Origin of the sequence: Bradyrhizobium centrosematis, from assembly GCF_045571495.1 — a bacterium.
GTDB classification, from domain to species: Bacteria; Pseudomonadota; Alphaproteobacteria; order Rhizobiales; family Xanthobacteraceae; genus Bradyrhizobium; species Bradyrhizobium centrosematis.
In genome coordinates this window covers 7391857-7406424 of the sequence record NZ_CP120703.1, presented here as the reverse complement: position 1 = coordinate 7406424, position 14568 = coordinate 7391857, and the positions used below count along the sequence as shown (strand labels likewise).

Below are 14568 nucleotides of genomic sequence, written 5' to 3'. Positions count from 1 at the left end.
ACCCTACGGCCTCACGTTTCCCGATCCCTCAGCAACCCCTCAACATCCAGTCGCTTGGTCACCATCGCGAGCTTGCCATCCGGCCCGAACGGCCATTGCTCCTTCGGCTTGTCCCAATACAGCTCCACGCCGTTCTGGTCGGGATCGCGCAAATAGAGCGCCTCGCTGACGCCGTGGTCGCTGGCGCCATCCAGCGCAATGCCGGCCGAGAGCACGCGATGCAGCGCATCGGCGAGAGCAGCCCGCGTCGGATAGAGAATGGCGGTGTGATAGAGCCCCGTCGTGCCCGGCGGCGGCGGCGAGCCGCCCTTGCTCTCCCAGGTGTTGAGCCCGATGTGATGATGATAACCGCCGGCCGAGATGAAGGCCGCGCCCGAGCCCATCCTCTGCATCAGCTCGAAGCCAAGCACGCCGCAATAGAAGCCGAGCGCACGGTCGAGATCGGCGACCTTGAGGTGAACATGGCCGATCCGGGTGCCGGCATGAACGGGGTTTTGCGACATGGGAATGCTCCAGCGAAACCACGCACATAAGGCGGGCCCCGGGACGGCGCTACGTCCCATTCCGAAACCCAGCGTTTCCGAATGGGAAAGCAATTGGCGATGAGCGGAAGGTGCCAACTCGGGCAGAGGTTCACCTCTCCCGTAGGGAGAGGTCGGATCGCATCGAAGATGCGAGCCGGGTGAGGGGATACGGTCTCACCAGATCCTACGGCCCCTCACCCGGATTGCTTCGCAATCCGACCTCTCCCCACCGGGGAGAGGTAGGCGAGCAACCCGAATCGATTGCACCCGCTCTAGCTCAGCTCGGACACCTCGCCCTCGGGCAGGCCGAACTCGAACGTGTTCAGCGTCATCGACACCAGCGTGTAATAGCCGCACAGTCCGATCACCTCGACGACGCCGCGCTCGCTGAGGAGCTTCACCGCCTCGTCATAGAGGCCCTTCTCGACGCCGTGTCCCTCGTGCAGCGATTTTGCGACATCGTAGATCATCTTGCCCCTGGGATCGTCGAAGTCGGGCGTGCGGCGGTCGCGAATGGCGTCGATCACTTTCGGATCCATGCCGCCGGCGAGCGCCAGGCGCTTATGCGCGTACCATTCGTAATGCGCGGTCCAGTGCCGCGCCGTCACCAGGATCGCGATCTCCGACAGCTTTGCCGGGAAGATCGTGTCGTAGCGCAGCACCTCGCCGAGCCGCGTGGCGTGACGGGCCATGTCGGGGCTGCTCAGCCAGGCCATCATCGGCGCCGGCGGCTTGCCGCGCTTGCCGGCAATCGACTCGTCATAGGTCTGCCGCTGGCTCTCGTTCATTTCGCCAGGCGAAAGAAGCTTCAGGCGCATTCTCGTTTCCTCTTTGTTTTCAAGCACCGCCACGCCGGCGACTATAGCCGAATGCGGCCCCTCGGAAGTGGTTGAATTCCGCGGAAGCTTGGCCCAGAGTCGCCACCAACAAGTCGATTTTGATTGATGGAAACGACCATGAGCGAAACTGAAAACGCCGAGCTCGAAGCATTCCGCAACGAGACGCGCGCCTGGCTGGAAGCCAATTGCCCCCCGGAGATGCGCAAGCCCGCAACGTCCGATGCCGACGTGTTCTGGGGCGGGCGCAACGCAAAATTCTCCTCCGAGCCGCAGCGCATCTGGTTCGAGCGCATGCGCGACAAAGGCTGGACCGTGCCGGATTGGCCCAAGGAGTATGGCGGCGGGGGCCTCAGCGCGGCCGAGCACAAGGTGCTGCGCGCCGAGATGGCCAGAATCGGCGCGCGACCACCGCTGTCGAGCTTCGGCATCTGGATGCTCGGGCCGGCGCTCTTGAAATACGGCAACGACGCGCAGAAGAGGGAGCATCTGCCGAAGATCGCCGCGGGCGAGATCCGCTGGTGCCAGGGTTATTCGGAGCCGAACGCCGGCTCCGATCTCGCCTCGCTCCAGACCCGCGCCGAGAGCGATGGCGACGACTTCATCATCAACGGCCAGAAGATCTGGACGTCCTACGCCAACTACGCCGACTGGATCTTCTGCCTGGTGCGCACCGATCCCGCCGCGAAGAAGCACGACGGCATCAGCTTCATCCTGTTCGACATGACCTCGAAGGGTGTTTCGACCAAGCCCATTCTCTTGATCTCCGGTTATTCTCCGTTCTGCGAGACTTTCTTCGACAATGTCCGGGTGCCGAAATCGCATGTGGTCGGCACCATCAACCGCGGCTGGGACGTCGCGAAATATCTGCTCCAGCACGAGCGCGCGATGATCTCAGGGATGGGCGAGCGCGGCGTCGGCCGTCCGCTCGGCCAGATCGCGGCGGATTCCATCGGTACCGATGGGCAAGGCAGGCTCGATGATGCCATGCTGCGCGGCAAGATCGCGACGTTCGACGTCGACGAGGCTGCGCTCGCGGCCTGCGCCGAGCGTGCAGTCGATCTCGCCAAGGCCGGGCAGGCGCATCCGGCGTTCTCCTCGGCGATGAAATATTACGGCACCGAGCTCAACAAGCGCCGCTACGAGATTCTGATGTCGGCCGGCGGCCTCGATGCGCTGGAATGGGAGAGCGAGCGCTCCAAGCAGGGCGCCCGTCCGCGCGCCTGGCTGCGCACCAAGGCCAACTCGATCGAGGGCGGCACGTCCGAGGTCATGCTCGGCATCGTCGCCAAGCGCATCCTGGATCTGCCGGGGGCGTAGTCGTCGTTCCGGGGCGATGCGCAGCATCGAACCCGGAACCTCGAGATTCCGGGTTCACGCTGCGCGTGCCCCGGAATGACAACAACAATATGCATTCCACGCGATACCAGAGACCTTGCCCATGGCCCTCGTCCTCACCGAAGAACAATCGATGCTCCGCGACAGCGCGCGCGGGCTGATCAGCGACAAGGCGCCGGTGTCGCACCTGCGGCACTTGCGCGACAGCAAGGATCCCACAGGCTTCTCCAAGGAGCTTTGGCACGCCTTCGCCGAGATGGGCTTTGCCGGCTTGCTCGTGCCTGAAGAGTTCGGCGGCAGCGGGCTCGGCTATGTCGAGGCCGGTGTCGTGATGGAGGAGATCGGCCGCACCCTGATGCCGTCGCCCTTCCTTGCCACCTCGGTGGTCGCGGCTTCGGCGCTCGCCCGCGGCGGCAATGCCGCGCAGAAGGCGGAATATCTGCCGAAAGTGTCCAATGGCTCGCTGCTCGCGACGCTGGCGATCGACGAAGGCGCCAAGCACCGTCCGCTGCAGACCAGCCTGCAGGCCGTGCGCGCCGGCAATGGCTTCAAGCTCTCGGGCGCCAAGGCGCTGGTGGTCGACGGCCACGTTGCCGATCTCCTCATCGTGGCCGCCCGCACCGCAGGCTCACCCGGCGAGCGCGACGGCCTGACGCTGTTCCTGGTCAACCCTGCGGCCAAGGGCGTCGCGATCGAACGAACCATCATGGTCGACGCGCACAATGCAGCGCGGATCGAGCTCGCCAATGTCGAGGTCACCGCCGATAGCGTGCTCGGTGAGGTCGACCAGGCCGCCGCGCTGCTCGACGGCGTGCTCGACATCGGCCGCGGCGCGGTCGCCGCCGAGATGGTCGGCCTCAGCGAGGAGGTCTTCAACCGCACCGTCGAGTACCTCAAGAGCCGCAAGCAGTTCGGCAAGCTGATCGGCGAATTCCAGGCGCTGCAGCACCGCGCCGCCGAGCTCTATATCGACATCGAGATCACCCGCGCCGCGACCATGAAGGCACTGCAGGCGCTGGACGCCGACGTCGCCAAGGCCGCGCCGGCCGTCGCGGTCGCCAAGGCGCGCGCCGGCACCACCGCCACGCGCGCGGTGCAGGAAGGCGTGCAGATGCATGGCGGCATGGGCATGACCGACCAGTTCGACATCGGCTTCTTCATGAAACGCGCAAGGGTGTGCGAGGAATTGTTCGGCGATGCCAACTACCACATCGAGCAGCTGGCAAGGGCGCGGGGGTATTGAAGTGGGGGCAATAAACGCGAACCGTCATGGCCGGGCTTGTCCCGGCCATCCACGTTCTTCGGTGCCTCGGAAACGTGGATGCCCGGGCCTTCGCCGCGCCGAAGCGGCTCGGCCGCGCAGGCGGGACAAGCCCGGGCATGACGATTGAGAGCGTGGCGCGGCTGTATCAAACCTCGTCATTGCGAGGAGCGCTTGCGACGAAGCAATCCAGACTGTTGCCGTGGAAAGATTCTGGATTGCTTCGCTTCGCTCGCAATGACGGCGGAGAGACCGTCCCTTACCGCATCGGCGGCGCGTACTGCACGCCACCAGCATTCCACAGCTGGTTCATGCCGCGCGGAATCTTCAGCTTCGACTTCTCGCCGATGTTGCGGTCATACATCTCGCCGTAATTGCCGACGTGACGGATGATGCGCACGGCCCAGTCCTTGGTCAGGCCGAGCTGCTCGCCGTAATTGCCTTCGGTGCCGACGAGACGCATCACGTCCGGCTTCTTCGACTTCAGCGCCTCGTCGATGTTCTCCGAGGTGACGCCGAGCTCCTCGGCGTTGATCATGGCATAGAGCGTCCACTTCACGATCATCATCCAGTCGTCGTCGCGCTGGCGCACGACGGGGGCGAGCGGCTCCTTGGAGATCATGTCCGGCAGGATCATGTGGTCGCCGGGCTTGGTCAGGTTCAGCCTGAGCGCATAGAGCTGGGAGACGTCGGCCGAGAGCGTGTCGCACTTGCCGGTGTCGTAGGCCTTCACCACGTCATCCAGCTTGTCGAACTTCACCTCGTCATACTTCATGTTGTTGGCTTTGAAGTAGTCGGCGACGTTGAGCGCCGTGGTGGTGCCGGCCTGCACGCAGACCTTGCTGCCGGTCAGGTCCAGCGAAGTCTCCTTGTTGCGCGAACGCGGCAGCATGAAGCCGGCGCCGTCGTAATAGGCGACTGCCGGGAAATAGAGGTCGTAGTCGAGCTCGCGCGCCATGCTCCAGGTCGAGTTGCGCGAGAGGATGTCGACCTTGCGGCTCTGCAATTCCTTGAACCGTTCGCTGGCATCGAGCGGGACGAATTTGGCCTTGCCGGGATCGTTGAAGATGGCGGCTGCCACCGCGCGGCAGAAGTCGACGTCGAAGCCGGTCCAGTTGCCCTTGTCGTCGGGGATCGAGAAGCCCGGCAGGCCCTTGTTGACGCCACACAGCACCTCGCCGCGGCGCACGGTGCGCTTCAGCGTGCGGGTGTCGTAGAACTCGTAGATGATGGCCAGGACAGCGACCAGCACGGCGACCGCGAGCCCGATCAGCAGGCCGCCACGAAAACTGCGCATCATGTTGCTCTCTCGAAAAATCGGGAAAAGGAATTGGAGGGAAGGCGGCGAGCATGGTCAGCAGGACCATGCTCGGATCGAAGCCTCAGAGCTCCGGCTTCTGCCGGATCACGACCTTGGTGCCGACAGGGACGCGATCGTAGAGATCGGCGACGTCGTTGTTGACGAGACGGAAGCAGCCCGAGGAGACCTTGGTGCCGATCGTGTCGGGACGGTTGGTGCCGTGGATGCGGTAGACCGTGGTGCCGAGATACATCGCGCGTGCCCCGAGCGGATTGCCGGGGCCGCCGGCCATGAAGCGCGGCAGATAGGGCTGGCGCTGGATCATTTCCGGCGGCGGCGTCCAATCCGGCCATTCCTTCTTGTTGGTGATGGTCACCAGCCCCTGCCACTGAAAACCATCGCGGCCGACACCGATGCCGTAGCGGATCGCGCGCCCGCCGGGCTGTACCAGATAGAGGTGCCGCTCGGCGGTCGAGACGATGATGGTGCCCGGCGCTTCGGTGGTGCGGAAGTACACCACCTGCTTCTGCCATTCCGGCTCGAGCTCGTAGCTGTCGTCGGCGATCAGGCCCGGCTCGTCGCCGCGGTCAGGCTGCTGGGCGAAGGCTTGCGGCGCGGACAGAATAAGCCCCACCGCAGCCATGAACATGCCGGTCAGGCGACGAAAATTGGTCATGTGATGCTCTCCCCGCTGCCACAGCGCAAATCATTCGGAACCATCAAACCTGAGGGGCAGGTTCATGGCAAGTTGATGGCGCGCGATCCTGGCATGTCACGAGAATGCTTCGGTTTTTTGACGCGCCCTGCGCAATGCCACAAACAGGGGATGGCGCGAAAAGCATAGATGGCAACCGCGGGGACAGTGCACTCCCTCCTCGGCTCGCGGGCAGGGCTATCGCATATGCGAGTGATGTCGCGTGCGGCCATCCTTCGAGACGCCCGCCGTTGGCGGACCCTCAGGATGAGGACCGAGTGCGTTTCGCTGGTTTCGACGGGCTCCGATGCCGCTTAGCCTCATCCTGAGGATGAGGCTGAGAAACAGCGCTGCTCATCGAAATTGTCGCCGGGCACTCTGCCCTCATCCTGAGGGCCCGCCGCAGGCGGGGGCGTCTCGAAGGATGGCCACGGGCAAGCTGCCGGCTCACAGTCAGATCTTGTTGCTCTCCGCCGCGATCCCGAGCCGCCGCACGATCTCGGTGCCCACGGCGCGGGCCTCGCCCCGCGAGCCGATCCGCGGGCTGCGAAACCGTCGTCCCGAGCGCAGGCGGATCGTCACGATGCAATGTTCGTCCTCGGACCGGCCGCGGCGGTCCACGGTGATCGTCTTCACCTCGCGCCCCTCGATATGGTCCGCACGCGGCGTGCCGTCGCCCCACAGGCGTTCGACGCGGATGTCACGCTCGCGGATGATCCAGAACGCGCCGGTCACGAGGTTGGCATAGCGGTGCACGGCGAGTGCGGCGATCGCGCCGAGCGGCAGCAGCAGGATGTCGACATGGCTGGGCGGCAGGCCGCGCCAGAGCTTGTAGGCATAGGGCAGAGCGGACAACGCGACGGCAACCAGCGACACGATCCAGATGTCGCGCGCGGAAAACGCCTCCAGCGGCTCGCCGAGATGCATCTCGGGATTGCTGGCATCGAGCGGATTGACGGGCTCCTCGACATTGGGAACCTCGAACTGCGCGGCGATCCGGGCCACGGTGTCGCGAACATGGGTGACGTCGGCGATCGGCGGAGACGTCAGGCGTTCTCCGGAGGCCAGCGTGAAGACGAGTTGAAAGCGGGCCTTCACTCTCTTGCTGCCGGGGACCTGCAACCCCGTGATGTCGTCTTTGGTCACGATGCGCGTGCGCAGCTTTCCGAACGGACTTTGCCGCCCGATCAGGATCTCGTTCGGCGTGATGATCCACACCACGGCCGGCGCCAGCATGATGCCGACGACGAATCCCGCGCCGACCAGCAGCGCGACCACCGAGATGACGATCTCCAGACTATCCTGGGTGAACAGGCCCGGCGTGAAGCACAGCGCGACCGCGGCGGCAAAGCCGGACATCACCAGCCGCTGCGCGATCGAGGAGCCTTCACGAAGGCGAATGTCGGTGCTGGTCGCGTCGTCCATTGCGGGCGGCTGGTTGCGTTGCGCGCGAAACTCCACGGATGGCTCCGTGGTGTCAAGCAACAACGCCGTCACCTTGCGCCCGCGCCGGCTCAGCTGCTGGTGTTCAGCAGCTTCGCTACGGTGCGGTCGATCTCGTCATAGCGGCCTTCGCCGGCGTGCTGGAACACGATCTTGCCGTTCTGGTCGATGATGTATTGCGCCGGCCAATATTGGTTGCTGTAGGCGTTCCAGGTCCTGGAATCATTGTCCTGCGCCACCGGATAGGTGATGCCGTGGCGCTTCAGCGCGGCCTGCACGTTCGAGGTTGAGCGCTCGAACGGGAATTCCGGCGTGTGCACGCCGACCACGACGAGACCCCGGTCCTTGTATTTGGCGTAGAGGTCGGTGACGTGCGGCAGCGTGTTGACGCAGTTGACGCAGCCATAGGTCCAGAAGTCGACCAGCACGACCTTGCCGCGGAGATCAGCGAGGCTGAGCGGCTTGGAGTTGAACCAGTTGGTGATGCCGGCGAAGTCGGGCGCGGTCTGCTGGCTCGCGGCGGCGGTGACGATGGGCGTCGCACGCACCGCCTCGTCGCAGATGCCGGGGATGACGGCGCCGGTGACGGCCATGCCGATCAGAGCGGCGGAAACGGCGAGCAGTTTGAAAGTCATGGAAGCGTCCTCCGGGTGAAATCTTCGATGGTTACAGGCCGATCTGGCCGGTGGGATAGAAGCCGGTGAGCCACGCCACGATCAGCGTGTCGTATTGGAAATAGGCGGCAACCGCGAAGGCGATCACGACGATTCCGAAGCCCTGCTGCAGGCGCGGGCTGATCCGCGCGAGGCTGCGCACGCGCGTTGTCGCAGCCTGTCCGCCATAGGCGATTCCCAGCATCGGGAGCGCCGCGCCGATCGCGTAGGCGATCAGCAGCGTGCCGGCCCAGGCGGCGTTCTTCTGGGTCGCAACCAGCGTCAGGATCGAGCCGAGCACCGGCCCCGCGCAGGGCGTCCACACCAGGCCGAGCGTGGTGCCGAGCACGAGCCCGCCGAGCGCGCCGTCGCGCTGCGCGGCGCCGGCGTTGCCGAGATCGAGCCAGCCGTTGAGCCGGATCGACAGCCATTCGAAGGGCGCCGGCCACAGCATCAAGAGGCCGAAGCCGAGCAGCAGGATCGAGGCCGCCTCGCGCAGCACGTTCGGATCGAAATCGAACAGCCGCGTCAGCGCGCCCAGCAGCAGCGCGACGGCCGAGAAGGAGACGACGAAGCCGAGCGCGATCATCGCCGGCCGCCAATGCCCCGCGCGCCCGATCGAGGCGCCGAGCAGGATCGGCAGCATCGGCAGCGTGCAGGGCGCGGCGATGGTGAGGAGGCCGGCGAGGAGAGCGAAGATCAGTTCGAGCATGAGCCACTCGTGGCGGAGGTCACGAGGGCAGTTCGGGGCGGGCGTGGCAGTCGTTACGCGGTGTCACGGCTTCGTGACGGGACTTTGAGGCATTCTGTTCGCCGCAGCGGCGGTGCGCTCCCTCTCCCGCAAGCGGCAGGTGCGGGAGTTCGCGGCAACCACGCGGGCCCAAATACAAAACGACCCGGACGGGGGCATCGTCCGGGTCGCTGGAGGTCTTGGGAGGTTTAACGAAACCGTATGGGAGGTTTATAGGGGGGAAGTTTTTCCGCCTGATGTTGTCGTTTGTTTCAATTGTTTCGTCGGCGGTAACGCTTCCGTGTCCAGAGATGGGGCTCGATATCGGGCCCTATCCATTTGAAAAAGCTAAGCTTACGCCGCAAAACGGTCGACGCCGGCGCCCTTAAGCAAATCGGCCAATTGCTTGCGGGCGTAGAACATCCGCGTCTTCACCGTGCTCTGGGGGATGCCGATGATCTGCCCGACCTCCTCCACCGACTTCTCGTGATAGTAGATGAGGTTGATGATCTCGCGGTGCGCCGGCGACAGCTTCTGCACGCAGGCGCGCAGGATGGCGCTGGTGTCGCTGCGGTCCAGCGAGGTCTCCGGCGTATCGGAATCATCGGGAATCTGGCGCACGTCCTCCTGGTCGATGTCCTCGAAGCGGCGCTGGCGCATCGCGGTCAGGGCCTTGAAGCGGGCGATCGAGAGCAGCCAGGTCGAAACCTGGGAGCGGCCCTGGAACTGGCCGGCGGTCCGCCACACGTCCAGAAACACCTGGCTGACGAGGTCTTCCGCCGCGGTGGCGTCGCGGACGATGCGCAGGATGAAGCGATAGACCCGCACATTATGTCGGCAATAGAGGATGTGCATGGCCGTCCGGTTGCCGTCGGCAATGCTCTCGAGGAGCATGTCGTCCGAAGTCGCCTGAGCGGCGATGATGCTCTGGCTGGCCTGGGCGTTGATGGCGATGACGTTCGGCATGGACTTGGCTCCCCGTAGCGCCGCAACCGAGCGGCGTTTCCTTGGACCAAAGTGTTAATGAGCCAACGTTTCGGGACGTCTGCACGAAAAGCGGAAAATGGTTTCGTGCGCCGTCAAATTGTTTCGTCGGAAGGGCCGCGACGAAACAATCGGGGCAAAAAATCGTGGAATTTCAATGTACGGAAAATACGGGGACGGGTGTTTTGCGGCGGACGGGAGCGCCGAGGAACGAATCCCGGCGATTTGCGTTTGGTCGCGCCCGAGGGCGCGCTTGCCCCACGCTACGCCTTCTCGCCCTGCGGCGAGAACAGATAGCCGCCGCCCCGGATGGTGCGGATTACGGCGGGCTTGGCCGGGTCGGGCTCGATCTTGCGGCGGATGCGCATGATGCGCAGGTCCACCGCCCGGTCGAAGGCTTCGGCGTCGCGGGCATTCGCAAGCTCGAGCAGGCGCTCGCGCGACAGCACGCGCTTCGGATTGGCCGCGAACACCTTGAGCAGCCCGAACTCGGATGCCGTGAGCGGATGCTCGTTGCCCTCGTCGTCGCGCAAGGCCTGCGCTTCGAGGTCGAGCCATTTGGTGCCGAACCGCACCAGCTGCTCCTTGTCGGACTTTGCGGCCGCGGCGTCGGGCGCGGCCGCCTTGGCCGGCACGCTTCGGCGCAGCACCGAGCGGATGCGCGCCATCAGCTCGCGGAGCTCGCAAGGCTTGGCGACGTAATCGTCGGCGCCGAGCTCGAGGCCGACGACGCGGTCGATCGGACTTGCGGTCGCCGTCAGCATGATGACCGGCACGTTGATGCGGCTCTTGAGGTCGCGGATGATCGAGAGGCCGTCTTCCTCGGGCATGTTGAGGTCGAGCACGACGAGATCAGGCATGCTGCTCTGGATCGCTGCGCGCAGCGACTTGCCGCCGTCGCACAGGGTCACGGTGAAGCCGTGCATCTTGAGATAATCGCCGACCATCTCCCGGGCCGGGGCTTCGTCGTCGACGATCATGATGTGCTGGCTTTGGGTCATGGTCTCTGCATCACGGCATTTCGGTCGCGGGAAGGGTGATGGTGAAGGTCGAGCCTTTGCCGGGCCCATCGCTTTCGGCGGTCACCTCGCCGCCATGCATGTCGACGATCCGCTTGACGATGGACAGCCCGAGCCCCGTCGAGCTCTCGCCGGCGGTGGGTTTTGCCGACAGCCGCTGGAAGCGGCCGAACAGGCGGCCGAGATCCTCCGGCGACAGGCCGGCGCCCTCGTCGCTGACGCGGACGATGGTGTCGCTGCCCTCGTGGCTGACCGCGACGTCGATCTTGCCGCCGATCGGCGAGTATTTGATGGCGTTGCTGATGAGATTGTCGATCGCCTCGCGGATGCGGTCGGTGTCGCACATGGTGACGATGTTGGGCGGTGCGGTGACGCTGATCCTCTGCTGCTTGTTGACGGCGAGCGGCTGGTTGGCCTCGGCGACCTCCTTGACCAGCCCTGCGACGTCGACCGGCTCGCGGCGGATGGTGATGTCGAAGGCATCGGCCATCGCGTCCGAGATCAGATGATCGACCATCGTGGTCAGGCGCTTGGTGGCGTCGCGGATATGGTCGACCTGGGCGACCACGCCGCTTTCCGAAGCGCCGGTCGAGATCAGCTCCTTCAGCATCTCGGTGCGGCCGAGGATGACGCCGAGCGGGTTCTTCAGGTCGTGCGCCACGGTGCCCAGAATCTCGTTCTTGAAGCCGTTGGCACGCTGCAGCCGCAGCCATTGCGCGGAGAGGCGGCGGTTGGCCTGCATCAGGGCGCGGGTGCGCTGAGCGACGCGGTCCTCCAGCTGGGTGTTGGCCTCCTGGAGCTGCTGGTAGAGGATGACGTTGTCGAAGGCGATCGAGAGTCGGCTCGAGAAGATCTCGACCAGCGAGCGGTCGGTCTCCGACAGCTCGCGCTCGGCCTGCAGCAGCACCACCACTTCGCGGCCGGATCCGGTGCGCAAGTAGATCACGCTGCGGTGGTCGGCGAATTCATTCTTGCGGCGCTGGAACGCGGCCTCCACCATCTCGCGCAATTCGGGGTCGAGCGCCTTCGAGGACGTGGTGCCGATGAAGCGGCTGTAGCAGCCACTGCCGGCGAGCACCGAAAGCTCGGGGTCGACGCCGCCATTGTCGCGCAGGACCAGGATGCCGGCGCAATCGACGTTGAGCAGCGAAGCGAGCTGGGTCAGCACGCCCTCGGCGAGCCGCTGCATCGACTTGAAATCGTACAGGGTCGAGGCGGCGTCGATGATGATCTCGAGCCCGCGCCGCGTCTGCACCATGCGCTCGAGCTGCTGATAGGAGCGCAGCGCCGCGGTCAGCGAGGTGAACAGCTTGTCCGCGGTGAGCTCGGTCTTGGCCTTGTAGTCGTTGATGTCGTACTGCACGATCACGCGCCGCTCCGGCGCCTGGCCGGGCTGGCCGGTGCGCAGGATGATGCGCACGGTCTCGTTGCGGATCTCGTTGCGGATGAACTCGACCAGCTCGAGGCCGGCGACGTCGGTCTCCATGATGACGTCGAGCAGCACGGCGGCGACGTCGCGGTGCTCGGCCATCAGCTTGCGGCCTTCTGCCGCTGAATAGGCCGACAGGATCTCGAGGCTCTGGCCGTTCAGGCTGTAATCCGAGAGCGCAAAACGCGTGCCGTCATGCACGGCCGGATCGTCGTCGATGACGGCGATCTTCCATTTGCGGGCGTTGCTATCCTCCGACGCGGTACCGGTATCGTCGATCAGGTGGAGGACATCGTCCTGTTCGGCCATTGAGAAGTCCCGTCACTTTCTGTGCTTTGCGCGCCGCCCTTGGCGACCCGGGGCATGATAATGCGAAAAGTAGTACCTTGTCCCAGCTTGGATTCCAGCATCATGCGGCCGCCCAGCTGCTGGGTGACGAGGTTATAGACGATATGCAGGCCGAGACCCGTGCCGCCTTCATTGCGCCGGGTGGTAAAGAAAGGGTCAAAGGCCTGGCGCTGCACGTCAGGGGTCATGCCGGCGCCGTCATCGGTGAAGATCAGCTCGATGTCGTCGGTCCCGCGCGGCCGGGCCGAGATCGTGATGGTGCCGGCGCGCCCGTCGGCGAAGGCGTGGTTGGCGGCGTTGAGGAAGAGATTGGTCAGGATCTGGCCATAGGAGCCGGGATAGCCGTCGAGCAGCAGCCCCTCGGGCACGTCGACCTCGAGCGTGATCGGCGAGCGCTTCAAGACCGGGCGCAGGCTTGCAATGATCTGGTCGGTGGCCTCGCTCAGGCTGAACTGCCGCCGCTCGGCATGGGAGCGATCCACCGCGACCTGCTTGAACGACTGGATCAATTCGCCGGCGCGCTGGAGATTGGCGACGAGCTGCTGCGAGGCGTCGCGCGAGGATTGCACGAACTCCTCCAGCTGCGAGCGGCGCAAGCCGCCGTCGCCCTTGAGCTGGGCCTCGAAGATTTCCGTGCGCCGGGCAAAGCTCGAGGCCACCGTCAGGCTGATGCCGATCGGGTTGTTGACCTCGTGCGCGACGCCGGCAACGAGGCCGCCGAGCGCCGCCAGCCGCTCGGCATCGATCAGGTTCTGCTGCGCGGTGTTGAGCTCGAGCAGCGCGCTCTCGGCCTTCTCCTTGGAGGCGCGCAGCTCGTCTTCGGTCTGGCGCTTGGCGATCGCGTTCTCGCGGAACACCTCCACCGCGCGCGCCATGGCACCGACCTCGTCGCGCGCTTTCGTTCCCTGCACCTCGCGGTCGAGATCGCCGAGCGTGATCGCGCGCATCGCGGTCATGATCTGCTGCAGCGGCAGGCGGATCGACAGCGCGATCATCACGCCGGCGGTCAGGATGATGCCGAGGAAGATCACCGCGATCGACAGCACGCGCCTGGAAATGTCGGCCAGCGTGCGGTCAAAGGTCTCCTGCGCCTTCTGCTCGCGCTGGCGCATCTTGGTGGAGAGGTCGTCGATGGCGCCGATCGCCTCGGCCTGGCTGGCGTCGATGGTGTTGCGCAGGAGCTCGGTGCGGCTTGCAAGCTGCTCGGACAGCTTGGCAAAGCCCTCGCGCAGCGCGGCGGTGCGGGCGCCGAGCCGTTGCAACGCCATCCTCTGCAGGTCGTTGTCGGCGAGATCGATCATCACGGGGATGGTCTTCTCGATCGTCTCGGTGTTGCGGCGGGCGTCGTCGGCCGCGCCCGGCGACAGCGACAGATAGTAGGAATTGGCCGCCACCAGCATCGCGGTGAAGGCCTCGCGGGATTTTCCCAGGGAGGGCCAGATCAGCGCGTCGCGATGGCCGGTGGCGCCTTCGATGATGGAATAAAGGCCGGCCATGTCCTTGGCCGGGCCCTGCACCTGCTCCTCATAGGTCTTGGCGATGGTGGCCTGGACGCTGCGCAGCTCGCCGAAACCGTTGAGGAAGCGGTCGGTGGTGCGCTCCAGCTCCTCGACCGAGCCCGACAGCATCGGATCCTTGGCGGCGCGGCCCGTCAGCGTGCCCAGCACTGCCTCGCGCAGCAGGAGGATCTCGGCGAACAGGTCCGGGCTCGGCTGGTTGATGTAGCGGTGGATCAGGTTCTGCAGCCGCCCGGTCTCGCTTTCGAGCAGCGCCAGGATCCGGTCGGATTCGCGCACCTGGCGCACATCGTCCCAGGCCGAGCCCAGCACCTGCGCGCCGTTCCAGATCATCGCCACCAGCACCACCACCACGGCGGAGTTCAGCGCGGCGATCGACAGGATGCGCCAGCGGATCGGCACCGCCCGCAGCACGCCGACCAGCCGCGCCCGCAGCCGCCCGAGCGGGCCGGGCGGCCGGTCTGCGTGATCGTGATGTCCAAGTGCAGCCAA

Annotated in this window: 13 protein-coding genes; 2 read left to right on the top strand and 11 right to left on the bottom strand. The window is 65.3% G+C overall.

What is annotated here, in order from left to right; translation table 11 throughout:
* Window positions 1–11: 11 nt before the first annotated feature.
* A complete protein-coding gene (locus tag P6U31_RS34945; protein WP_407186133.1) occupies window positions 12–503 on the bottom strand; it encodes a VOC family protein in 492 nt (163 codons plus the stop codon).
* A gap of 293 nt (window positions 504–796) precedes the next feature.
* The gene (locus P6U31_RS34940; RefSeq protein WP_407186132.1) at window positions 797–1342 is read right to left on the bottom strand and encodes a carboxymuconolactone decarboxylase family protein; all 546 of its coding nucleotides are present in this window, start codon (window positions 1340–1342) and stop codon (window positions 797–799) included.
* Window positions 1343–1480: 138 nt separating this feature from the next.
* Between P6U31_RS34940 and P6U31_RS34935 the strand changes: the two genes are divergently transcribed.
* Together P6U31_RS34935 and P6U31_RS34930 are read left to right on the top strand one after the other, a co-directional pair.
* Window positions 1481–2680: an acyl-CoA dehydrogenase family protein gene (locus P6U31_RS34935; RefSeq protein ID WP_407186131.1), complete on the top strand. Its 1200-nt coding sequence runs from the start codon at window positions 1481–1483 to the stop codon at window positions 2678–2680.
* Window positions 2681–2801: 121 nt separating this feature from the next.
* A complete protein-coding gene (locus P6U31_RS34930; protein ID WP_407186130.1) occupies window positions 2802–3941 on the top strand; it encodes an acyl-CoA dehydrogenase family protein in 1140 nt (379 codons plus the stop codon).
* 277 nt (window positions 3942–4218) lie between these two features.
* Here P6U31_RS34930 and P6U31_RS34925 read toward each other — a convergent pair whose 3' ends face one another.
* From P6U31_RS34925 to P6U31_RS34885, 9 genes are all read right to left on the bottom strand, one after another.
* Window positions 4219–5256 carry an amino acid ABC transporter substrate-binding protein gene (locus P6U31_RS34925; protein WP_407190044.1) on the bottom strand — a complete coding sequence of 346 codons (1038 nt, stop codon included), beginning with the start codon at window positions 5254–5256 and terminating at the stop codon, window positions 4219–4221.
* A gap of 85 nt (window positions 5257–5341) precedes the next feature.
* Complete coding sequence (locus P6U31_RS34920) at window positions 5342–5935, bottom strand: L,D-transpeptidase (protein WP_407186129.1); 594 nt, start codon at window positions 5933–5935, stop codon at window positions 5342–5344.
* 471 nt (window positions 5936–6406) lie between these two features.
* Entirely contained in the window at window positions 6407–7378 is a 972-nt protein-coding gene (locus P6U31_RS34915) for a hypothetical protein (RefSeq protein WP_407190043.1), read from the bottom strand.
* 89 nt (window positions 7379–7467) lie between these two features.
* The gene (locus tag P6U31_RS34910; RefSeq protein WP_407186128.1) at window positions 7468–8031 is read right to left on the bottom strand and encodes a redoxin domain-containing protein; all 564 of its coding nucleotides are present in this window, start codon (window positions 8029–8031) and stop codon (window positions 7468–7470) included.
* 31 nt (window positions 8032–8062) lie between these two features.
* Window positions 8063–8761 carry a cytochrome c biogenesis CcdA family protein gene (locus tag P6U31_RS34905; protein WP_407186127.1) on the bottom strand — a complete coding sequence of 233 codons (699 nt, stop codon included), beginning with the start codon at window positions 8759–8761 and terminating at the stop codon, window positions 8063–8065.
* A 372-nt stretch (window positions 8762–9133) separates the two neighbouring features.
* On the bottom strand, window positions 9134–9745 hold the full coding sequence (locus P6U31_RS34900) for a sigma-70 family RNA polymerase sigma factor (RefSeq protein ID WP_407186126.1): 612 nt from the start codon (window positions 9743–9745) through the stop codon (window positions 9134–9136).
* Window positions 9746–10026: 281 nt separating this feature from the next.
* Entirely contained in the window at window positions 10027–10764 is a 738-nt protein-coding gene (locus P6U31_RS34895) for a response regulator (RefSeq protein ID WP_407186125.1), read from the bottom strand.
* A 10-nt stretch (window positions 10765–10774) separates the two neighbouring features.
* Window positions 10775–12520, bottom strand: coding sequence for a DUF3369 domain-containing protein (locus tag P6U31_RS34890; protein WP_407186124.1), 1746 nt, complete (start codon window positions 12518–12520; stop codon window positions 10775–10777).
* Window positions 12490–14568: a sensor histidine kinase gene (locus P6U31_RS34885; RefSeq protein ID WP_407186123.1), complete on the bottom strand. Its 2079-nt coding sequence runs from the start codon at window positions 14566–14568 to the stop codon at window positions 12490–12492. Before P6U31_RS34885 ends, P6U31_RS34890 begins: the two co-directional genes overlap by 31 nt.